Genomic DNA, 21,390 nt, shown 5'->3' on the forward strand with positions numbered 1-21,390 from the left:
TCGACGAACTCCTAGCGTGATGGAATTGCGGCGGGCGAGTGTCAGAGATCGGGAAGCGTCTCGATGTACGACGAGGTGAAGGCGCTCACCTTGGCGGCGATGGCATCCCGCGTGGCGCGGAGCCTTCCCAACTCCACCGAGACGGTGCCGGACTTGTGCCTGAAGTGGACACTGTTGGTCGCGAATTTGAAGAACAGCACCTGCGTGAGGTCCGATTGGGCCTCCAACACGAAGGCGAGGAGCGCGATGGTCACCGTGCTGCCGTCCGACTCGGCCCAAGCGACTTGGAAGCGCGCCGCCCGCGTGAACATCGACTCTCTGTTGAAGAGCGTCATCCAGGGCTGGTTCGCTGAGGCGTTGCGCAACGCTTGCAGCGTCGTCATTACGACGGCGAGCGCCGCGGCACCGGGGCCGAGAACCGTAGTCGCAATCTCGATAATGGCTTGATGCGCCTCGAAGCTGGTGCTGCTCGTCCGGTACTCCCCGAACCCCTGGTTCTGCGTGACCTAGCCGAGGCCGCCGAGCACCTCGAAGTAATGCTGGTACCACTGGTGGATGTCGTCCGCAGCCTGGCTGCGCTTCTTGGCGACGAGCTGGGCGATCAGCAGCGCGTTCGCGATGGCCTCGCGGTCTTCCGCCGCAACGCCCCGCGCGAAGGAGACGATGTTGCTGCCCACCACCGCCGCCTCATCCTTTCCCGCGTCGAATGCAGGAGCCTGGGGCTCGAGCGCCGATTCCAGGGCAAGGTCAAATTCGGTGTCCGGCGGTTCCGGTAGCGAGAGCGACTCGACGAACGCGATGCTCCGGCGGCGGTCGGCTTCACCGTTGGCATCGAACGCTCCGGTAGACGCTGAAGTCATAGATTTTCCCATGGACTTTACCCGCATGCTGGAAGTTGGGATCGCAGCGCCAGCATATTTTGTGCGGTTCTATAATTTTCGCAACGGTTTTGATTGGCTTGGCACCACACGGCAATTAGAAGAAGTGTGGTTGACGATGCATACGGAAGTATGTGAGAGCAATTTGGCCCACACTCCCGCCCCCTGGGCTCGGCAGGATTGGCGTTTAGTGGCACCCTCAAACACTACTTTGGCAGTTTTGACCTGAGACCGGAAAATTCCTCCGGGGAAAGGTAGAGTCCGTCATCGAGAGGAGACGGACGGATGAGACGCAGCCGATTCAGCGAGGAGCAGATCATTGGCATCCTGAAGGAGCAGGAGGCTGGTCAGAAGACGGCGGACGTGTGCCGCCGGCATGGGATCAGCGAGGCGACCTTCTACACCTGGAAGGCCAAGTACGGCGGGCTGGAGGTTTCCGAGGCGCGGCGGCTTAAGGCGCTCGAGGACGAGAACACGCGGCTGAAGAAGCTGCTGGCCGAGGCCATGCTGGACAACGCCATCCTGAAGGACGTCGCCGCAAAAAAATGGTGACGCCCGCGGCTATGCGGAATGCTGTTGCCCATGCCCGTGCCAGCCACGGCGTGAGCGAGCGGCGGGCGTGCCTTGTACTGGGAGCGGATCGCTCGACCGTGCGCTACCGCTCCCGGCGCCCGAACGATGCTGCTGTCCGTGAGCGGCTACGCGAGTTGTCGCGCCAACGGCGGCGCTTCGGTTATCGGCGGCTGCATCTGCTGCTGGCCCGCGAAGGCCATGCCATGAACCAGAAGAAGCTGCGCCGGCTCTACAGAGAGGAGAAACTCCAGGTGCGTCGGCGCGGTGGACGCAAGCGCGCCCTGGGCACGCGGGCGCCGCTGGTGCTGCCGCAAGGGCCGAACCAACGCTGGTCGCTGGACTTCGTCGCTGACGGCTTCAGCGACGGGCGGCGCTTCCGGATCCTGGCGGTGGTGGATGACTTCACGCGCGAGTGCCTGGCGCTGGTGGCCGACACCTCGCTGTCTGGCGCCCGCGTCGCCCGTGAACTCGACACCCTGATCGCCCGACGCGGCAAGCCGCGGCTGGTGGTCAGCGACAACGGGACCGAGTTGACCAGCATGGCCATCCTGCGTTGGAGCCAGGAGCACCGGGTGGAGTGGCACTACATCGCCCCCGGCAAGCCGATGCAGAACGGCTTCGTGGAGAGCTTCAACGGGCGACTGCGGGATGAATGCCTGAACGAGACGCTGTTTGCGTCGCTGTCTCACGCCCGGGCCGTCCTGGCCATCTGGAGGGAAGACTACAACCACATCCGGCCGCACTCCGGTCTCGGCGGCGCCACGCCCGCCGAGGTCGCCGCGGCCGCAACGCAAGCTGGGTTGGGGCATGCCCCAGCCCAGCTTGCCATCACTGCCCACTTCGGGCATCACAACTCACAGAGACTCTGCCAATGACCGGAGGAAACTTCGGTCTCAGGTCAGCAGTCACCATTTCAATTCCTGGAGCCCGACTTTGTCGGTGTCTGGCACCGCCGAGAAGATCGCCAGGGAACTGCCGGCGGAGAGCTGGATGCGCTTGTCGGCGGGCAACGGCACCAAGGGGCCACGGCTTTACGACTGGGCCTACCTGGAACTGGCCGATCTCGATCCTGAGATGGTTGGAGCACCGCCCGGTCTGGGCCTCTGGACGCGCGGGCTGCTGGTGCGGTGACGCCCCATTGATTGGGAACTGGCCTTCTTCACAACCTGGTGCCGGCACGGGACCCCAGTGGGCACACTGGTCCGCGTCGAGGGGCAACGCTGGTCCATTGAAGATGCTTTCGAAACGGCGAAGACCGAGCTGGGGCTGGATCACAACGAGACCCGAAGTTGGCACGGCTGGCACCGGCACGTTTCGCTGGTCATGCTCGCCTTCGCCCTGCTGGCCGTGGTCCGGCACAAGGCCGATACCCTTGCAAAGCCCCCAAAAACGATGAGGAAAGTTCCTCGCCTATGGTCCGTTGGTCGATGCAGGAGATCCGTCGTGTTGCCGACCGCCTGACCCAACGGCGGATCGAGCCCGCCGACGTCATCGCATGGTCAACTTGGAGGCGATGCCATCAAGCGCTCGCCTGCCAAGCCCACCGTAAAAAAGCGCAACTGTAATGCTAGGTCCTGTTCTCAAAGCTTGTGACGGTTTGTCCCTGCGCTGTTGAAGAGGGATGGCGCGATCAGAATTGAGCGATGAGCAGCTTCAGCATCTGCTGGCGCTGTTGCCGCCGGAATGCCCGAAGACGGGCCGACCGGCGCGGGACCTGGAGCGCACGGTGCGGGCAATCTTATGGGTGAACCGCACCGGTTCTCCCTGGCGCGACCTTCCGGCCGAGTTTGGCCCCTGGCAGACGGCGGCGAACCGCTTCTACCGCTGGCGGAAGGCCGGAGTATGGGAACGCGTGCTGGAACTGGTCCAGGCCGAGGCGGATGAGGCCGGCAAGCTGGACTGGAGCCTGCGTCAGGTCGACAGCACGGTCGTGCGTGCCTACCAGCACGCCGCCGGCGCAAAAGGGGGCAACTGACCCAGGCGCTCGGCCGCTCGAGCGGCGGCTTCTCGACCAAGTTCCACCTGCACGCTGACCGCCACGGCCAGCGGCACCGCCAACTTGTTGGTAGCCGGGCGGAGCGATTGCGCGAAGGGCGAACCGCCCCTGGGCGGCGGGCTGGCGTAAACTCGGCTCGGGCGAAGGCGCCCAGATCGTCTATCCCGACGAGCGCGGCAACCCCGTGGACACCGGCTCCGGCGTGATCGTGCATCTCTCGGACGACGCGATAGAGCAGGGCGGCCACGCCGAGGGCGATGTGCTGACCGGCATCGAGAATGTCGCCGGCTCGGCCCACGGCGACCGGCTGACCGACGGCGACGGCGCCAACGCGCTGCGGGGTGGGGCGGACGCCGACACGATCCCGGGCGGCGCCGGCCTCGACACCGCCAGCTAGGAGGGCTCCGGCACCGGCGTGCGGGTGAACCTCTCAGACGACGCGGCGGAGCAGGGCAGCGACGCCGAAGGCGACATCATCGAGAGCGTGGAGATCCTCGTCGGCTCAGCCCACGGCGACGAGTTGCGGGGCGGGTCCGCCGCGGAAACGCTAGCCGGCGGGGCCGGCGGCGACCTCGTGGACGGCGGGGCCGGCGACGACGCGCTGAAGGGCGGCGCGGGGGCCGACACGCTCGTCGGCAGTTCGGGCGAGGACGCGGCCGTGTACAAGGGATCGGCGGCGGGCGTGTCGGTCGATCTCGCCACAGGGGGGCGGGCGGTGCCGCCGAGGGCGTCCGGCTGTCCGGAATCGAGAACCTCGCCGGTTCGCGCTTCGACGACACACTGACCGGCGACGCGGAGGGCAACCGGATCGCGGGTGGGGCCGCCGAAGACACGCTCGCCGGCGGTGACGGCATCGACACGGCGTCCTACGGCGCCTCCATGGACAGGGGGACGGTCGATCTCGACGCCGGCCGGGGGACGGGCGGCGACACCGAAGGCGACCGCCTCGCCAACATCGAGAACGTCGAGGGCTCGGGCCACGCCGACACGCTCACCGGCGCTGATGCGGCCAACCGCCTGGGCGGCGGGGCGGGCAACGACACGCTGACGGGCGGCGAGGGCGACGATCTGCTAGCCGGCGACGAAGGCGGTGACCGCATCTCCGGCGGGGCGGGCGTGGACACCCTCACCTATGAGACCTCGTGCGAGGGCGGGCGCGTCGTACTGTCCAACGGCGAGGCGGAGCGCGGCTGCGACGCCCAGGGCGACGTGATCGAAGACGTGGAGATCTTCGTCGGTTCCACCCAGAGCGACGAGATCCGCGGCGATCCGGGCGCCGACACACTCACCGGTGGGGCCGGCAACGACATTCTGGATGGCAGCGCGGGCGACGATCTTCTGGCCGGGGGTGCCGGCGGCGACACCATCGTCGGTGGTCTGGGCACCGCCCCCGTCAGTTATGCCGGTTCCGGGGAGCGCGTGCGCGTCGTTCTCGACGACGGTCGGGCCGAGGCGGGCGGCGATGCCGACGGCGACTGGCTGGAAGGCGTTGAGGTTGTCATCGGCTCGGCCCAGGGCAACGAGATCTGCGGCAGCATGGGGGCAAAAACCATCGACGGCGGAGCACCGTCAAGTTGGTGTTGAACGGATTGCGGGAGCGGGCGAAGGCGCGATATGGAGCGGCATGACGACACCCGTTGACCGCCGCTATACTGGTTACGGCTCTGTTACAAAGTTGGCCGGCACGCGTCGGAATGGCTGGAGGTTGGATGGAGCCAAGCCGTGTCGGACTTCAAGGGACGCCACTTTGAGGGTGAGATCGTGCTGTGGGCGGTGCGCTGGTATTGCCGGTACGGCATCAGCTATCGCGACCTTGAGCAGATGATGGCCGAGCGCGGCGTATCGGTCGATCACTCGACCATTTACCGCTGGGGGCAGAAGTACGCGCCGGAGATCGAGAAGCGGCTACGCTGGCAGTGGCGCTGCCCACGGTCAACCAGTTGGCGGGTCGACGAGACCTATGTGAAGGTCGGTGGCAAGTGGGCCTACCTGTACCGAGCCGTCGACAAGCATGGCAACACCATCGACTTCTACCTCTCTCCCACGCGCAACACCGCCGCCGCCAAGCGCTTCCTGTCCAAGGCGCTGAACGGCTTGAAGGAGTGGGAGACACCGACGGTCATCAACACCGACAAGGCGCCAACTTATGGGCCGGCCTTGGCGGAACTGAAGACCGAGGGCAAGTGTCCCGAGGAGACCGAGCACCGGCAGGTCAAATATCTGAACAACGTGGTGGAGGCCGACCATGGCAAGCTGAAGCAGTTGATCAGTCCGGTGCGAGGCTTCAAGACCCTGAAGACGGCCTACGCGACGATCAAGGGATTTGAGGTGATACGGGCGCTCCGCAAAGGCCAAGCGTCCAGCTTCAATATCACCCGCGACATGCGGGGCGAGGCGCGCCTCGTCGAACGCGCCTTCAACGTTGGATCCGGCGCGCTCGCCGAGGCCGTGCAGTTCATCACCCAGCAGTTCCGAGCGCCAGGACGCATAGCGTCGGCGGTGATGCCCGTGACCATCATCTCGCGATCGCCGGCAAAATTTGCAACAGAGCCGTGGTGAGAGTTATGACGCAACCTGCCGGGTAGCCCAGTCCGGCCCACGCTTCTCGAAGAAGGCGGAGACCCCTTCTCTCGCCTCGGCCGAGCTCCTGACGTCGGCAATTGTCTTTGCCGTCAGGCCGACCAGCCTGTCGTCTAAGGGTTTCCCGTCGACCTCAGCGATGAGGTGCTTGGTCCGCGCCAGGGCCTGGGGTCCGCCCGCGCGCAGGTGCGCCAGCAGGTTCGCTATCGAGCTGTCGAGATTTTCGGGTGGGCAGAGGACGTGCACCAAGCCCTGACGGAAGGCCTCGCTCGCGCCGAAGCGTTCGGACGTCAGCATGTATCGCTGGGCGGCCCGGACCCCGAACGCGCGCAGGACATAGGGGGAGATGGTTGCCGGAACCAGCCCGAGCCGGACTTCTGACAGGCAGAACTCCGCGGTCTCGGCCGCAACGACCAGATCGCAGGCGGCGACGAGGCCAAGACCGCCAGCATAGGCGTGTCCATGGACCCGCGCCACGACCGGTTTGGGCAATTCGGCCAATGTGCGCAACATGGTCGCCAAGCGCAGTGCGTCGGCTTCATTCTCAGTATCGCTGAACTGCGCCATGCGGCGCATCCAGTTGAGATCGGCTCCGGCGCAGAAGGCTGGTCCACGCCCACCCAATATGACGGTGCGGACCTCGTCGCCCTCGCTCAACCTCAACAGCGCGGCGGTCAGCTCCTCGATCATCACCTCGTCCAGGGCGTTGCGGGTTTCCGGGCGGTTCAGCCAGACCCAGGCGTCGCCGCCCTGAATTTTGACTTCAATGGTTCGCGGTTTCATGGGGGCCTTACCTGATTGGGGCTGAGATCATCCGGCCGCGCAAGTGCCGACCGAGCCGCCGAGGATTTCCTCGTTGTGCTCCCCCAGACCGGGAGCGGGTCTGCCGATGCGTCCCGGCGTGCGGGAGAAGCGCACGGGGATGCCGATGTTGCGGATTTTCCCTTCGGTCGGGTGCGAGACTTCTTCGAAAAAGCCGATTGCCTTGAGATGCGGATCGTGCAGCAGGTCGTCGGGCGACAGCACGCGCGCGACCGGGATATCGGCGTCAGCCAGCAGGTCCAGCCAAGCGTCGGTGGTCTTCTGCGCGACTAGATCGGCCATGATCTTGTACAACTCACCGATCCGGGTACTGCGCAGGGCGGGATCGAGGACGCGGGGATCCTCCGCCACTTCGGCCTGCCCGGCCACCGTGAAGAAGCGCTGCCACTGCGCGGTGGTATAAGGCATCAAGGCGATGTAGCCGTCCTGCGTCCGGTACGGCTTACGGTACGGCGAAAGCAGCCGTTCGTAGCCCATGCTGCTTTGAGTCGGATGGAAGGTCGCTCCTGCGAAGTGCTCGATCAGGTTAAAGGACACCATGGTCTCGAACATGGGGACCTCAATGGCCTGCCCCAGTCCGGATTTTTCCCGTTCATAAAGTGCCATCGCGATGGCATAGACGACCGCCAGCGCCGTCGTCTTGTCGGCCATGATGGTGTTGACGTAGGAGGGGCCGTCGTCGCCGTTGCGTCCCTGAAGATCGGCCATGCCGCTCATGGCTTGGATGATGTCGTCGAAGGCGGGGCGTCCGGCATAGGGGCCGCTTTCTGAGAAGCCGTAGGCGCCGCAATGGATGAGGCGGGGATTGACGGCGCTCAGCGTCTGGTAATCTAGGCCAGCCCGGCGGATGGATTGCGGGCGGACATTGTAGATGAAGACGTCGGACGTCAGGATGAGCTCGCGGACAGCCCTCAAGTCGGCCGGATCCTTCAGGTCGACAGCAATGCTGCGCTTGTTGCGGTTGAGGTTCAGGAAGGCCGCCCCCATCCTGGGATGGCGAGACGGAGCGGCATGTCTGAAGATATCGCCCTCGTGCGATTCGACCTTGATGACGTCTGCCCCCATGTCACCGAGCAGCTGCGTCGCGTAGGGGCCCATGGCTACGGTCGTCAGGTCGATGACTCGGACACCGGAAAGCGGACCGGACATGGTTGTGCATCCTTTTGATTGAATCATCTTGCGAATACGTGCCGCATTGCGGACCGGCGGACCGGCGACCGGTCAGCTTGCGATCAACGCTCCGCTCTCCGCCGGTGGTGCGTCACCGGCTACCCGCCACCGCCTGTTTGACGGCGGCCAGGGCGGCGCTCCCGGCTTTGCCGCGCTGGTCGAGCGAGGCGGCCCAATCGCTGCCGGCGCGGTCGAATATCGCTGCGATCTCCTTCTGATCGGCGGGCCCGAAGCCGATGGCCCGGCTCCCTTCATTGTCGAGCTTCGCGTAGAGCTTCCCTTCCACCGCTTCGAAGCTCTTGCAGGCTGATTTGGAAATGTCGGCGGAGACCTTGGTCAGCGCGGTCCTGACAGGTTCCGGCAGCTTCTTCCACTTCTCGGCACCGATCGAATAAGTCAGCGCCACCGTGCCGAAGTTGATCTGGCTGGTGCCGCTTTTGAGAAGCCCGGTGATGCCGTAGGATTCGACGCTCATATACGGAAGCAAAGCCCCGTCGATGGTGCCGCGCGACAGGCTCTCATAAATCTCCGGCGGCGCCATGCGAACCGGGATCATTCCCAGCCCCTTGATCATGAAATCCATCGGTCCTCCAGCCGAACGGATCTTGAGGCCCGACAGATCCTTCAGCGACGCGATCTTCCGGTCGGTGCCCAGGACGATTTGGTAGGGCGGTAGAAGGAAGGTGACGAGCGGGATCACTTTGTTGGCGGCGAATTCGCTGGTTTCCAGGTAACCGCCGTCATGGGTCAGGGTGTAGAGGGCGGCCATGCCCTGGCAGTAGTCGGTGAAGATTCCCGGCAGCTCGATCCCGGCCGACAGCGGCATCTTGTCGGAAGCATACGCCGGCACGACGTAGCCGATATCGATCACGCCCGCCTGGGTCAGGGAGAGCATGTCGCGCGCCTTGCCAACCTGTTCGCCAGGGAAATGCTCGATCCTGACCTGACCGCCCGTTTCCTTCTTCACCGCTTCGATGAACGGGGCGGTTATGACCTGATGGATGATATGCCCGCTGGGCAGACTGTCCGCCAGCCGCAACGTAATGTCAGCCTGTGCGGTCAGCGACATCATACCGGCAGCGAGTCCCGCGGCCAACCCTATCGAAAACCTGTATGAACGCATGGGTGCCTCCCTGATTTCTTGAATGATCGTTTAACGGACAACTTTGGAAGGATCCTCGCCGTATGGCGGTGAGTAGATCACCAGCAGTTTCACCGGCTTGTCGCCGATCGCAGTGAAGCTGTGTGGAATATCGGGCGGGAAATAGCAGCAATCCCCGGGGCCGAGCTCCCGCGACTGGCCGCCCACCTCGGCGACGGCGCGGCCCTCCAGCAGGTAACAGACCTGCTCAATGCCAGGATGGGCATGGGGAGACGCCCCCTGCTGCGGATTGATGACGCCAAGCAGCACCTCGACATTGTGGGCGCCGACGGTTTCCGACGAGATCAGGCAGCGGTTGACGGTACCCGAATGATTCGCCGGATGATAGGCCGTCACGTCTTCGGGACGAATGAAGTAGGACCTGACCACGGTGTACCTCCTCGATCAGCGCATCAGCGACGGCAGCCAGAGAATGGTCTGGGGGAACAGCAGGAAGACGGCGATGGCCAGGAAGTGCGCCACGATGTGAGGTATCGTACCCCGGAACACCTCCCCCACCGGGCGGTTGGCGTAGCGCGACACCACGTAGCAGTTCAGTCCGATCGGTGGGGTAATCATGCCGACTTCGGCGATCACGATCTTGATCACGCCGAACCAGATCGGGTCGAAGCCCAGCTTCACGATCATCGGGACCACGACGGGAACGGTCAGAACCAGAATGGCGATCTGGTCCATGAACGCGCCCAGGACGATGTACATGGAAAGCAAGACGACCATAATCACCCAGCGCGAGGTCGGCAGCTCGGCCACCCAAGTCACCAAGTCCTGCGTCACGTGGGTCAGGGTGAAGAAATAGCCGAACAACTGGGCGCCCAGCAGGATCATCGCGATCATGCAAGTCCCCTGGGCGGCACGCCGGGCGGCCTGCCGGACATTGGTCCAGCTGCAGCGCCGACGCCAGATCACGATGCCAAGCGCACCGGTCGCCCCCAGCGCCGACGCTTCAGTCGGCGTGGCGATGCCACTGTAGATCACTCCGGTCACCATGATCATCAGCAGCAGCATTGGTCCCACGCCCCGCAGCAGGCGCAGCCGATCCAGCAATGAGACGCGTGGGCTGCAGGGCGCCTCCTTTGGATAAAGGACGGCAAGGACCCAGACCGTGGCCATGATGGTGAAGGTGACGATGATTCCCGGAATAATTCCGCCGACCAGGAGCTTCCCAACGGATACGTCGGCGAGGAGACCGTAGACCACGAGCGCGACAGATGGCGGGATCAGCATCGCCAGAGTTCCGGACACCGCCACCACGCCGGCCGCCATCCTGGGATCGTACCCCTGCTTGACCATGGCCGGCAGGCTGGTTGCCGACAGGGTCGCCGCCGACGCAGTGCTGGTACCGCAGATGGCGCCGAAGCCGGCACCCGACAGCGCGGTCGCCATGCCCAGACCGCCCCGTACATGGCCGATCCAGGCAGCGGTCACCGTGAACAGGTCGTCGGCGATGCCGCTCAACAGCACCAGCTCGGCCATCAGCAAGAACATCGGAATGGTGATTAGTTCATAGCTGCTGACGGTGCTGAGCGGCGAGGTTTGCAGCACGCTTAGCATCACGTCAAGGTTGCCAACCGCCACTAGGCCGACGGCGCCAGCAACGCCCATGGAGAACCCGACAGGGACGCCAATGGCCAGAAGCAGGAACAGAAGGATGATGATCGAAACGGCAATCATGGCTGCTCACTCCGTACCGGCATGGCCGCCGAGCGGGATAACCGCAGCGTAGTCGCGACCGGTGGCCAAGCTGGCGATCTGGCTGACTAGGCGCAGGACCAGACGCAGGGCCAGAAGCCCGGCGCCCACTGGCACCAGGGCCGAGGCGATCCAGGTCGGCCAAGCGATCAGTCCGGAGAGCGCATCGTGGTTGAGGAAGCTGTCAATGGCACGATCGGCACCGACTTTCGCCATCGCCGCGAAGAACGGGATGCTGACAAGGCAGGTCAGGGTCTCTGCAAGTCGTCGTCCCGTCGGCGCCAGCCTCTGCAGCAGCAGATCGACACCGACATGCCCGTGATCGGCGTGGGTTCCCGAAAGTGAGAGGAAGAAGACGCCAGCCATGAGATAGAGGCTGATGACGTCAAAGGCCCATTCGATTGGACTGTGGAATAAATAGCGCAGGACGACGTCAGCCGTTACAATTACCATGATTGACAGAATCAGGAGAGTGGCGATCGTACCAAGCAGGTTTTCAGCGCGGACCAGGGTCCGCTCCATTAGAGTCATGGACGTTTACCTCCGGAAAATTTCTGGCGGGCAAATTCTGATTGTCGACAGCTCTGTGTTACCCGTTACGAAAGCCGCGCGCAGGTTTTCGCTTTCGACCCGGCCGGCGGGGGCGCCGGCATTTCCGGATCGTGGCTGCTCGTTGGTCTGATTCTGATGGACTGGAAATTGTGGGTCCAATATATAATCATTAGATCTTAATATGATTCGTGTATCACAATGTTGTCTGGACGTGTGCTCCGCCAGTTCGTTGCCGTCGCCGAGGAATTGCATTTCGGTCGGGCCGCTGCACGCCTCAACATGGCACAGCCTCCACTCAGCCAAGCCATCAAGCAGTTGGAAATTCTGGTGGGGGTTCAACTGCTGCAACGGACGAAGCGCTTCGTCCGCCTGACCCCGGCCGGCAGCGTGCTTCTCGAGCACGCGCGGGACATGCTGGCGCAGGAAGCGCGCGCGATTGAATCAGCAAGACTGGCCGCGCAGGGACTGATCGGTCGCATCTCCATAGGGTTCGTCGGCTCAGTCGCCTATGCCCTCCTGCCGCGCCTGCTGCAGGATTTCCGCTCGCGGTTCCCGAACATCCAAGTCGACCTGCGGGAGGCCACCTCGAAGGAACAGGTGGAAAGTCTGCTATCGCGGAAGATCGATGTTGGCATCGTGCGGCTCCCGCTGCCCAATGTGGCCAATCTGCAGGTCAGGGTGATCGAACGGGAGCGGTTCATTGCAGTATTGCCCGCTTTTCACCACCTTGCGGCCGCAGACTCCGTCATTCTGGCGGATCTTGCAGAGGAATCGTTCATGATCTTCCCGGCCGACCGCATCGCCAGCCTGCACAGCAAGTTCCTGTTCGCATGTCATGAGGCGGGCTTCACCCCACGCATCACCCTGGAAGCATGGCAGATGCCCAGCATGGTCAGTCTGGTAGCGGCCGGCTTCGGCACCGTGCTGCTTCCGTCCCAGGTCCGCAGTCTAGGTCATCCCGGCGTGGTCTATAAGGACATCAACGACGCCTCAACCAACCTGGATCTTGAGATCGCAGTGGTATGGCGGGACGACAACATGTCGGCCGGCGTCCATTCATTCCTGTCCGTCGCTGATCCCGCCGCCCGCTGAAAGACGCTAATCGTCTCAGAAGCGACATAGGTCATATTGGAAAGCGCCGCTTTACCCGAGCTAGTGTGTCCGCCTGCCCCAAGGGTGTCGGATTCGAGTTCGTACACCGGCGTTCCAACAAAAATTCGCCAGACCGGAGACAGTGAATTGGCCGAAAGAGTAAGGCTTGTGGAAGTCGGTCCGCGCGACGGCTTGCAGAACGAAGCGCGGGTGCTTCCCTCCAGCTTGAAACTAGAGCTCATACGTCGCCTGGGCGAGGCTGGATTGACGACGATTGAGGCAACGGCGTTCGTATCCCCCGCATGGGTGCCGCAGATGGCCGACCACGCTGAGGTGATACGGGGGCTCCGGCGCATCCCCGGAGTCGCCTATCCGGTCCTTGTCCCGAACATGCAGGGCTTCGAACGCGCCATGGCGGCCGGGGTCCGTGAAATCGCCGTGTTCGCCGCAGCGTCCGAGAGCTTTTCCCAACGCAACATCAATTGCTCGATTGATGACTCATTCGGCCGGTTCCGGCCCATTTTCCAGGCGGCCCGGGAACGTGGGATTCCGGTCCGCGGATATGTATCCTGTGCCATCCATTGTCCTTATGAAGGAGTTATCGCGCCCGATGCGGTGGCCGCCGTGGCCGGCCGCCTGTTCGAAGCCGGCTGCGCGGAGATTTCACTGGGCGACACCATTGGTACTGGGACTCCCGCCCAGGTTCAGGCCATGCTTTCGGCAGTTTCGCGCACCGTGCCGCTCGAATCACTGGCCGGGCATTTCCATGATACGTATGGCATGGCGGTTGCGAACGTCCATACAGCTTATCAGTTCGGCGTGAGAACGTTCGACGCGTCCGTCGCTGGGCTCGGAGGATGTCCCTATGCCAGTGGGGCATCAGGGAACGTGGCGACCGAGGATTTGGTCTACTTGTTTAACGGGATGGAGATCGAAACGGGTGTCGACTTGGAGAGGCTTGTCGCCGTGTCGGTCTGGATATCGCGTGAATTCGGCCGGTCTCCCGCGTCGCGAGTCACCCAAGCGGTCGGGGTCGTGCCCCCTGATGTGGCATAGGTACGGCTGTGGGGAACTGGCCCGCCGTAGCGCCCCCGCTTGGCTGGCGGAGGCGGGCCGGTTATCCACAGCGGGCGCTCATCATGGCTCTTCGGTAAAGTCTGTTCACCACAACACAAACCTCCACCGAGGGTGACCACGATGACCGACGAGATGATGGCGCTTCGCGCGACGCTTAAGAAAGGGCGCGGATGCCGATGTTCTGCGTGAGATGATCGGCTTGCCGTCGAGCGTTTGATGGAATTGGAGGTCCAAGGGCTGACCGGCGCCGGCCATGGCGAACGGTCGTCCGAGCGACTGGTCCAGCGCAACGGCTACCGTGACCGCGACTGGGGAGCCCCCCGCCGGCACTGTCGAGTTGCGCATTCCCAAGCTGTTAATTGTTTCAGAAGCGGGGCCCCTATCAGAAACAATGTCACCCTTTGTAAATGAATGAATTTTAGTCACCAAGGTGGGGTCCCGGTTGGCGCAGATCGGGACCCCACCTCAGTAGAGTTTTTCTCAACCACTTCAGGTGATTGTGGTGCGTTGGTTTGGGGTCTCGGTTGGGGTTCTTCCGTGCTTTCGGTGCTGAGACGGACGGCTCGTAGCTGTTGGTGCACATGTGAAGCGGGGAGATTCACATGATGCAGATCTCGGATTGCGCCCTGCCGCTGGTGCCGGCCGGCCTTCATCACCCCGGAGATCATGATCAGCCAACGCCCGGCGGAGGTGGCGGACCGGGCGGTGCCGGGGCACTGGGTGGGGGATCTCATCATCGGTTTGGGCGGATCGGCGATCGGTGCATTGGTGGAGCGGACGACGCGCTTCACGATGCTGCTCCATCTTCCTCCAATGCCGGGGCATGCGAGCGGCCCGCGGGTCAAGAATGGACCGGCGCCTGCCGGCCATGGTGCCGAAACCGTCCGCGACGTCATTGCACGCACCATCGCAACCTTGCCCGCACAGCTCCGCCGGTCGCTGACCTGGGATCAGGGGGCGGAGATGGCCCAACACGCTCATATCCGGATTGACACTAGGCTTTGCGTCTACTTCTGCGATCCGCCCAGTCCGTGGCAGCGCGGCACGAACGAGAATACCAACGGCCGGCTACGCCGTACTTCCCTAAGGGAACCGACCTCACCGTGCATAACGCCGATACCCTGGCGGCCGTTGGCCTCGCCCTGAACACAAGGCCCCGCAAAACCCTCGACTGGAAAACCCCGGCCGAGGCGCTGGACGAACTGCTCCAATCCATTGATAAGGGAGGGCACGAAGAGGCTGTTGCGACGACCGCTTGAATCCGCCCAATACGCCACTGGGGATTACCGCAAAGCTCTGATGAACAACAGTATCGTGCAATCGATGAGCCGCAAAGGCAACTGCTGGGATAACGCCCCGTTGGAGAGCTTCTTCGGAAATTTGAAAGCGGAACTCGTCCATGGCGCCCGATATGCAACGCGCGACGCCACTCGCAGGGACCTGTTCGCCTACATCGCAGGGTATTACAATCGCCAGAGACTGCACTCGGCTCTCGGCTACATCACCCCGGACCAGACCGAGATTCGAGCCGCTTAACCCGGTGTCCCTTCTGCCGGGCGAAGGTCACCGCCAACCTCACCGTTTCGCTGGGCGGCAACCGGGGCAACGCCGTCGTCACCTTCCAGCAGGGGGTGACCATCACCCTGTCGCCGAAAGGCGGGGGCAAGGGCTTCGACCTGTTCCTGACCGGCACCATCATCGACGACAGCACCCTCTACGGCCTGACGGGCGCCTATCTCGGGGCCTTCCGCTGCTGATGCGGGACGACCGCCATCGGACCACGGGCCGGAAACGGCGCGTCAGCGGTCTTCGGCGTCCCGGACCCTCGCCGCCACGCGGCCCAGCGCTTCGGCCAGGGCTTCCAGCACCTCCGGCGTTACGCGTTCGTCCTGGCGCGCCAGTTCGACCAGCCGGTCTTCCGCCTGATCGATCGCGCCGAGCGGGTCATCGGTCGACAGGCAGCGTTCGACGATGAGCTGTTCGAGCAGAAGTTCCAGGGCGGCGACACGGGCGGTGATGCTCTCGGTCATTCGAAACGGTCCTCGTGCGACGCGGGCCTTGTCCGGCGCCTGGGTTTGTGGTGGCTTGGGTTCGTGGTGGTCGATGCCTGTCCGGCCGTCATCAAAGCGCAGGGCCGGCGCGAACGCCACGCAAATCGCCAACCGGAGGAGTCCGCATGACCGTCCGTTCCGTCGCCGCGTGTCTCCTGCTGGCGCTGCTGCCGGTGGCGGACGCCGCCGGGGCGGAGGAGATTCTGCGCACCGAGCGCACCGATCCCGGCCATCGCCGCCCGCCCTTCCACGCCTACGAGCCGCCGCCGGCCCCGCACGAGCCGCGCCTGCGCCGCACCGAAAGCCGGGCGGTCTACAGCCTGCCGAAGGGGCTGGACGGGCTGGCGATCCTCGACCGCACGCTGTCGCACCTGTGCCAGCGCGGCGCCTTCCTCCAGAAGATCGACGGCCTCTATTGGGCGGCGACGCCGGACCGCCACTACGGCGTCGCCTTTTCCGGCGGCGCCAACCTGATCGACCCGCAGAACCGGCGCCAGTCGGGCAAGGTCTATTTTTTCCGCGACCAGGACAGCCGGTGCCAGGTCTGGATCGGCGACCAGGCGAGGCTGACGCCGCACTACATCGGCGGGTAGGCATCGGCATCTGTTGGCGCCAAGGCTGGGCTGGACTATCGTGGCGCCACCGTCGAAGCCCGAACCGGATGCGCATGGCCACGATCACCGAAGCGCTCACCATCGCCCTCGATCTGCACGGGGCGGGCCGGCTCGACGAGGCGGCCGTGCTGTATGGCCGTATCCTGGATGCCGATCCCGACAACGCCCAGGCGCTCTATCTCGCCGGGACGCTGCTGTGCCAGCAGGGCCGCTTCGGCGAGGCGCTCGGCCGGCTTGGTCGTTCGCTGGAGTTGGCGCCCGGGCTGGGCGGTGCCCACCTGAACGTCGCGAAGATCCATGCCCAGCGGGGCGATTGGGCCGCCGCCGCCGCGCCGGCCCGCCGGGCGGCGGTGCTGGCGCCGGACGATGCGGCGGCCTGGGACCTGCTCGGCACGGCGGAGCGGCAGGTGGGTCGATCGGACGCCGCCATCGCCGCCTTGACCCGCGCCCACCGGCTGGCACCCGGCCAGCCCGCTGTCGCCGGAAAGCTGGGCCTGCTGCTGGAGGAGCGTGGCCGCCGGCATCTGGCCGGGCAACGGAACGCCGACGCGCTGGCCGACCTGTTGGGCGCCGCGGCCTTGCGGCCGTTCGAGATCGACCTTGGCTTCGCGCTGGCCGGGGCGCTTGCCGGCCTGGGCCGTGGCGACGAGGCCGCGGCGCTGTATGAGCGCCTGCTCGCCCTCGGTCCGTCCGAGTCCAAGGTCCTGCACATGCTCGGCGTCGTCCGTCTGGTGGCCGGCCGGCGGGACGAGGGGCTGCGCGGCCTGACCCGCGCCGCCGTCCTCGCTCCGCAGGATCCGGAGCCGTGCGAGGCGTTGACCTCCGCGTTGCAGGACCAGGACCGGGCGGCGGCGCTCCACTGGTCGACCCGCGCGCTGGCCGCCAAGCTGGCGCAAGCCCCGGCGGTCCCGACGGAATCCGTCCCGGCGCTCCCGGCGGCCGGCCGCAGTCTCGACGTCGTCAGCTTCAGCCTGTGGGGCCGGCTTGAGGCCTATTGCGCCGGTGCGCTGGAGAACGCCCGTCAGGTTCCGGCCCGGCTGCCGGGCTGGCGCTGCCGCTTCTACCACGACGACACGGTGCCGCCGCACATCCTGGCCGAACTGGCGGCGCTGGGGGCGGAGCTGGTGGCGATGCCGGCCGAGACGACGGCGCGGCAGGGCATGTTCTGGCGGTTCCTGCCGTCCGACGATCCGGCGGTCCGCCGTTTCCTGGTCCGTGACTGCGATTCCCGCCTGACGGCGCGGGAGGTGGCGGCGATCGGCGACTGGGTGGCCTCCGGGCTGCCGTTCAGCGTCATGCGCGACCATCTCATGCATCTGGAGCCGATGATGGGCGGCATGTGGGGCGGCACGGCCGGCGTCCTGCCGCCGATCGGGCCGGCGATGGACCGCTTCACCGCCGAGCGCTCCAGCCGCTGGAACGACCAGCATTTCCTCGCCGAATGGGTGTGGCCGCGCATCGCCGCGCGGGTGCTGGTGCATGACGGGCTGCATGACGGGCTGGGCGTGCCGTTCCCCGACGCGGGTCCCGGCGGAGACGTGCTGCCGGACGAAGGCCATGTCGGCGCCAAGCTGTTCCATCTGGTGCGCCTGCCCCCGCTGCCGGAACCGGCCGGCCCCGACGACCGGGCGGCGGGGCCGGGACGGCACGGCCGTCTGGTCCATCCCGCGTCGGCAATGCAGGTCGGGCGGTCGCTGGACCGGCTGGGCGAGTGGCTGGAGCTTGAGGCCGCCCTGGGCGCCGGGCATCTCGCGCCGGGTGACGTCGCGATCGACCTTGCGGCCGGCATCGGCGCCCACGCCCTGGCTTTTGCCCATGCCGTCGGGCCGCAGGGGCAGGTGCTGGCGGTCGAGCCGTCGCCGGGGCTGTCCGTCTGCCTCGCCGCCACGCTCGCCTGCAACGCGGATGCCCCGGTCCGGTTCTGCGCCACGCCGGCCGAGGCGTTCGCCGCGGTGCCCGACGGCCGGCGGCAGCGCCTGATCCGGGCCAGCCTGGACCAGGACGGCGCGGCCTTCGCCCCGCCGGTGGCCGAGGCCGTCGCGCGCCATCGCCCGGTCCTCTATCTGCGGATCGAGCGGGACGGGGCGGAAACCCTCGCGTTCGATGCCCTGCGCGGGCTGGGCTACCGGCTGTGGTGGCACATCGCGCCGGTGTTCAACCCTGGCAACCGGCTGGGCTGCACCGCCAGCCCGTTTCCCGGGCTGGTGACCGTCAACGCGCTGGCGCTGCCGCCGGGCCCGGACCAGCCGCCGCCGGCCCTGGTCGCGGTGGACGCGGCATCGTGGCGTGAGGCGTCCTGGCGTCTCACCTGCGACGGCCGCTGAGCCATGGCGAGCGTGGGCGAGGCGCTGCTGGCGGCGCTGGATCATCTGGAGGCCGGGCGCTGGCACGAGGCGGAGACCCTGTGCGGCCGCATCCTGGCGGTGGCGCCGGAGCAGGCCGACGCCTGGCGCATCGCCGGGCTGGCCGCGGCGCAGGACGGGCGCATGGCCGAGGCGCGCGACCGGCTGGCCGCCGCCGTCCGCCATGCGCCGGAGCGCGTCGACCTGCGGCTGAACCACCTCGCCGCCCTGGCCGCGCTGGGGGTCCCGCAGGCCGCGGCGCTGCGGCATGTGCTGGCGTTGGACCCGGCGTTCGAGGCCGGCTGGCAGGCCCTGACCGAGGCGCTGGCGCGCGAGCAGGGCATCGCCGCCGCGGTGGGCGCCTGGAGGGCGCGGGCCGGTTTGCGGCCGGAGCGGTCGGCGCTGCGCTGCAACCTGGGCGCCGCCCTGCAGGAGGCCGGGCGGCTGGCCGAGGCGGTGGCGGCCTATGACGCCGCCCTGCGGCTCGATCCGGGGTTGAGCGAGGCGCATGTCAACCGGGGCAACGCGCTGCGCGACCAGGGCGACCGGCCGGCGGCCGAGCGCGCCTACCGCGCGGCGCTTGCCGCCAATCCGGCGGCGACGGCGGCGGCGCGTGGCCTCGGCCGTTTGCGGCTGGCGTCCGACCCGCTGGCGGCGGCGCGCGCCCTTCGCATCGCCGCGCGGCTGGCCGACGGCCGGACCGCCGCCGACTGGAGCGACGTCGCCGCCGCCCTGACGTTGGCCGGTCGGCCGGCCGAGGCGCTGGCGGTGCTGGACGCCGCCGCGCCGGACGAGGATCGAACGCCGCTGCCGGCCGGCGGGCACAATGTCCGGGCGCTGGCCCTGCGCGCCCTGGGGCGGGGCGGGGAGGGCGACGCCGCGCTGCGCCGGGCGCTTGCCACCGACCCGGCGTTGGCGGAGGGGTGGGTGAACCGGGCGCAGGGCCTGATCGACCAGGGCCGGCCGGGCTTGGCCGCCGTCGCCGCGCGCCGGGCGCTGCGGCTGCGGCCGGCCTATCCGGCGGCGCTGGGGGTGCTGGCGCAGTCCCGCCACGACTCCGGCCGGCCGGAGGAGGCGGTGGCGCTGATGCGCCGGGCGATGGCGGTGGAGCCGCAGCTCGACCGCACGCTGCACGGCAACGCCCTGCTGTACCGCCAGAGCGACCCGGACGCCGGCCCCGCCGCGCTGCTGGCCGAGCATCGCCGGTGGGAGCGGCTGCACGCGCCGCGCTCCGCCGTCCGGCTGCCGCCCGGACCGGAGCGTGGCGAGGTCCTGCGCATCGGCTATCTGTCGGCCGATGTCTGCGCCCATTCGGTGGCGAGCTTCTTTGAGCCGTTGCTGGCCGCGCATGACCGCCGGGCGGTGCGCGTCACCGTCTATGCGGCGGTGCGCCGGCCCGACGCCGTCACCGAGCGGCTGCGCGGACTGGCCGACGACTGGCGCGACGTGGCGGCGCTGGACGACGCCGCGCTGGCCGCGCTGGTCCGCGCCGACCGCATCGACGCGCTGATCGAGCTGGGCGGCCACACCGGCAACAGCCGTCTGGCGGCGCTGGCCGACGCGCCGGCCCCGGTGCGGCTGACCGCGCTGGGCTATCCCGGCACCAGCGGGCTGGCGCTGGAAGGCCGGCTGACCGACCCGATCATCGAGCCGCCGGCGGCGCAGGCCTGGAGTTCCGAACCGCTGGTCCCGCTGCCGGACGGCTTCCTGTGCTACCGCCCGCCGGACGCCGCCCCGGAACCGCGCCGGGTCCGCGACGACGGCCCGATCCTCTTCGGCTCCTTCAACGTGCTGGGCAAGCTGACGCCGGCGGTGCTGGCGCTGTGGGCGGAGATCCTGGCCGCGCTGCCCGACTCGCGGCTGATGCTGAAGAGCCGCGGGCTGGGCGACCCGGCGGTGGTGGACGAGCTGCGGGCCCGCTTCGCCGGCCACGGCATCGCCGCCGACCGGCTGGATCTCGTCGGCTGGAGCGCCAGCCGGGCGGCGCATCTGGCGCTGTACGACCGCATCGACATCGCGCTCGACCCCTTTCCCTACAACGGCACCACCACGACCTGCGAGGCGCTGTGGATGGGCGTCCCGGTGGTGACCCTGGCCGGCGAGCGCCACGCCGGCCGGGTCGGCATGGCGCTGCTGACCCGCGCCGGCCTGCCCGACCTGATCGCCCCCGACCCCGCCGCCTACCGCCGCATCGCCCTGACCCTGGCCGCCGACCCCGGGCGCCGTGCCGCCCTGCGCACGGAGCTGCGCCCGCGTCTGCGCACCGGCCCGCTGGGCAACGCCGCCGCCCTGGCCACGGCGGTCGAGGACGCCTGCCGCCGGCTGCTCCGCGAACGGGCCGCGGCGGAGGCGCCGCCGACCGCGGGATAGCACCCGGGGAGCGGTGGCCCCTGTTCCACACGCGCCCCGATCCGCCCGCTGAACCGCCGGCTGTGGAACGTTTGAAACACGGTGAAACAGTTTTCCGGGATCTGTTCACCTGTTCCATCCGGCGTCCATCCCGTCAGCCGGTCCTGGCGATCGGAGCGGATGGGGTGAGCGGGCGGAACGGATGGGCGCGGACGGGAGAGCATGACCGGTCTTCGGACGTTGATGGGCCTATAGTCCTATCACTCGCCGGCCGGGTGGGGCAAACGCGACGGGCAAACTCCCAATGTGTGCGAAGCGCTTTGCGGGTTATGGTCCGCATGGCGTCCGTCCGCTTCGTCCCAAAATGGGAGCAAGGACAAACCTCCCGGAGAGGAAGAACGCTGACTGCCGGTCTGCCGAGTGGTGCTGGCTGTGCAGCGGAT

20 protein-coding genes and 5 pseudogenes are annotated in these 21,390 nt (G+C 66.9%); 16 read left to right on the forward strand and 9 right to left on the reverse strand.

Features of this window, described 5'->3' with window-relative positions; genetic code table 11:
- Nucleotides 1-41: 41 nt before the first annotated feature.
- Together TSO352_RS05125 and TSO352_RS05130 are read right to left on the reverse strand one after the other, a co-directional pair.
- Nucleotides 42-383: a hypothetical protein gene (locus TSO352_RS05125; protein WP_146210713.1), complete on the reverse strand. Its 342-nt coding sequence runs from the start codon at nt 381-383 to the stop codon at nt 42-44.
- 123 nt (nt 384-506) lie between these two features.
- Complete coding sequence (locus tag TSO352_RS05130; RefSeq protein ID WP_109106247.1) at nt 507-860, reverse strand: hypothetical protein; 354 nt, start codon at nt 858-860, stop codon at nt 507-509.
- 303 nt (nt 861-1,163) lie between these two features.
- On the opposite strand from TSO352_RS05130, the gene TSO352_RS05135 reads away from it, so the two are divergent.
- From TSO352_RS05135 to TSO352_RS05170, 7 genes and pseudogenes are all read left to right on the forward strand, one after another.
- Nucleotides 1,164-2,326, forward strand: a protein-coding gene (locus TSO352_RS05135) for an IS3 family transposase (RefSeq protein WP_109106248.1) whose coding sequence is annotated in 2 segments (ribosomal slippage) — nt 1,164-1,413 and nt 1,413-2,326 — 1,164 coding nt in all. Because the reading frame shifts where the segments join, the coding sequence is not laid out codon by codon here.
- A gap of 25 nt (nt 2,327-2,351) precedes the next feature.
- Nucleotides 2,352-3,000 (forward strand): annotated as a pseudogene (locus tag TSO352_RS33815) (IS701 family transposase); the annotation flags it as partial.
- A gap of 87 nt (nt 3,001-3,087) precedes the next feature.
- Entirely contained in the window at nt 3,088-3,426 is a 339-nt protein-coding gene (locus tag TSO352_RS05150; RefSeq protein ID WP_158284530.1) for an IS5 family transposase, read from the forward strand.
- A 205-nt stretch (nt 3,427-3,631) separates the two neighbouring features.
- On the forward strand, nt 3,632-3,844 hold the full coding sequence (locus tag TSO352_RS05155; protein WP_109106252.1) for a hypothetical protein: 213 nt from the start codon (nt 3,632-3,634) through the stop codon (nt 3,842-3,844).
- Nucleotides 3,845-3,862: 18 nt separating this feature from the next.
- Nucleotides 3,863-4,231 (forward strand): hypothetical protein, encoded by a 369-nt coding sequence (locus tag TSO352_RS33150; RefSeq protein WP_158284531.1) that lies wholly within the window; start codon nt 3,863-3,865, stop codon nt 4,229-4,231.
- A gap of 95 nt (nt 4,232-4,326) precedes the next feature.
- On the forward strand, nt 4,327-5,031 hold the full coding sequence (locus TSO352_RS05165) for a calcium-binding protein (protein WP_109106253.1): 705 nt from the start codon (nt 4,327-4,329) through the stop codon (nt 5,029-5,031).
- A gap of 138 nt (nt 5,032-5,169) precedes the next feature.
- Nucleotides 5,170-5,898 (forward strand): annotated as a pseudogene (locus TSO352_RS05170) (IS6 family transposase); the annotation flags it as partial.
- Nucleotides 5,899-6,009: 111 nt separating this feature from the next.
- On the opposite strand, the gene TSO352_RS05175 reads toward TSO352_RS05170, so the two are convergent.
- The 6 genes from TSO352_RS05175 to TSO352_RS05200 all read right to left on the reverse strand — a co-directional run bounded on the left by TSO352_RS05175 (nt 6,010) and on the right by TSO352_RS05200 (nt 11,401).
- Nucleotides 6,010-6,810: an enoyl-CoA hydratase/isomerase family protein gene (locus TSO352_RS05175; RefSeq protein WP_109106254.1), complete on the reverse strand. Its 801-nt coding sequence runs from the start codon at nt 6,808-6,810 to the stop codon at nt 6,010-6,012.
- A gap of 27 nt (nt 6,811-6,837) precedes the next feature.
- Complete coding sequence (locus tag TSO352_RS05180) at nt 6,838-7,998, reverse strand: CoA transferase (protein ID WP_109106255.1); 1,161 nt, start codon at nt 7,996-7,998, stop codon at nt 6,838-6,840.
- Nucleotides 7,999-8,110: 112 nt separating this feature from the next.
- Nucleotides 8,111-9,091, reverse strand: a complete 981-nt coding sequence (gene dctP, locus TSO352_RS05185; protein WP_158284532.1) for a TRAP transporter substrate-binding protein DctP — start codon at nt 9,089-9,091, stop codon at nt 8,111-8,113.
- Nucleotides 9,092-9,172: 81 nt separating this feature from the next.
- Nucleotides 9,173-9,550 (reverse strand): cupin domain-containing protein, encoded by a 378-nt coding sequence (locus TSO352_RS05190; protein WP_109106257.1) that lies wholly within the window; start codon nt 9,548-9,550, stop codon nt 9,173-9,175.
- 15 nt (nt 9,551-9,565) lie between these two features.
- The gene (locus TSO352_RS05195; RefSeq protein WP_109106258.1) at nt 9,566-10,852 is read right to left on the reverse strand and encodes a TRAP transporter large permease; all 1,287 of its coding nucleotides are present in this window, start codon (nt 10,850-10,852) and stop codon (nt 9,566-9,568) included.
- 6 nt (nt 10,853-10,858) lie between these two features.
- A complete protein-coding gene (locus TSO352_RS05200; protein ID WP_109106259.1) occupies nt 10,859-11,401 on the reverse strand; it encodes a TRAP transporter small permease in 543 nt (180 codons plus the stop codon).
- Between the two features lie 234 nt (nt 11,402-11,635).
- Between TSO352_RS05200 and TSO352_RS05205 the strand changes: the two genes are divergently transcribed.
- The 6 genes and pseudogenes from TSO352_RS05205 (at nt 11,636) to TSO352_RS34220 (ending at nt 15,348) form a co-directional block, all read left to right on the forward strand.
- Nucleotides 11,636-12,514 (forward strand): LysR family transcriptional regulator, encoded by an 879-nt coding sequence (locus TSO352_RS05205; RefSeq protein WP_158284533.1) that lies wholly within the window; start codon nt 11,636-11,638, stop codon nt 12,512-12,514.
- Nucleotides 12,515-12,661: 147 nt separating this feature from the next.
- Nucleotides 12,662-13,570 (forward strand): hydroxymethylglutaryl-CoA lyase, encoded by a 909-nt coding sequence (locus TSO352_RS05210; protein ID WP_109106261.1) that lies wholly within the window; start codon nt 12,662-12,664, stop codon nt 13,568-13,570.
- Between the two features lie 141 nt (nt 13,571-13,711).
- A pseudogene (locus TSO352_RS05215) lies at nt 13,712-13,946 on the forward strand (transposase); the annotation flags it as partial.
- Between the two features lie 293 nt (nt 13,947-14,239).
- Nucleotides 14,240-14,850: pseudogene (locus tag TSO352_RS05220) on the forward strand (IS30 family transposase); the annotation flags it as partial.
- 7 nt (nt 14,851-14,857) lie between these two features.
- Nucleotides 14,858-15,127, forward strand: a pseudogene (locus TSO352_RS05225) (integrase core domain-containing protein); the annotation flags it as partial.
- Between the two features lie 95 nt (nt 15,128-15,222).
- Nucleotides 15,223-15,348, forward strand: coding sequence for a hypothetical protein (locus TSO352_RS34220; RefSeq protein WP_282183826.1), 126 nt, complete (start codon nt 15,223-15,225; stop codon nt 15,346-15,348).
- Between the two features lie 42 nt (nt 15,349-15,390).
- Here the strand turns inward: TSO352_RS34220 and TSO352_RS05230 are convergent, their stop codons facing one another.
- Nucleotides 15,391-15,621: a hypothetical protein gene (locus TSO352_RS05230; RefSeq protein WP_109106263.1), complete on the reverse strand. Its 231-nt coding sequence runs from the start codon at nt 15,619-15,621 to the stop codon at nt 15,391-15,393.
- 146 nt (nt 15,622-15,767) lie between these two features.
- Between TSO352_RS05230 and TSO352_RS05235 the strand changes: the two genes are divergently transcribed.
- The 3 genes from TSO352_RS05235 to TSO352_RS05245 all read left to right on the forward strand — a co-directional run bounded on the left by TSO352_RS05235 (nt 15,768) and on the right by TSO352_RS05245 (nt 20,968).
- A complete protein-coding gene (locus tag TSO352_RS05235; protein ID WP_109106264.1) occupies nt 15,768-16,235 on the forward strand; it encodes a hypothetical protein in 468 nt (155 codons plus the stop codon).
- A 74-nt stretch (nt 16,236-16,309) separates the two neighbouring features.
- On the forward strand, nt 16,310-18,580 hold the full coding sequence (locus tag TSO352_RS05240; protein ID WP_158284534.1) for a tetratricopeptide repeat protein: 2,271 nt from the start codon (nt 16,310-16,312) through the stop codon (nt 18,578-18,580).
- Nucleotides 18,581-18,583: 3 nt separating this feature from the next.
- Nucleotides 18,584-20,968 carry a tetratricopeptide repeat protein gene (locus TSO352_RS05245; protein ID WP_109106266.1) on the forward strand — a complete coding sequence of 795 codons (2,385 nt, stop codon included), beginning with the start codon at nt 18,584-18,586 and terminating at the stop codon, nt 20,966-20,968.
- Nucleotides 20,969-21,390 lie beyond the last annotated feature (422 nt).

This window comes from Azospirillum sp. TSO35-2, from assembly GCF_003116095.1.
In the GTDB taxonomy this organism is placed as follows: domain Bacteria; phylum Pseudomonadota; class Alphaproteobacteria; order Azospirillales; family Azospirillaceae; genus Azospirillum.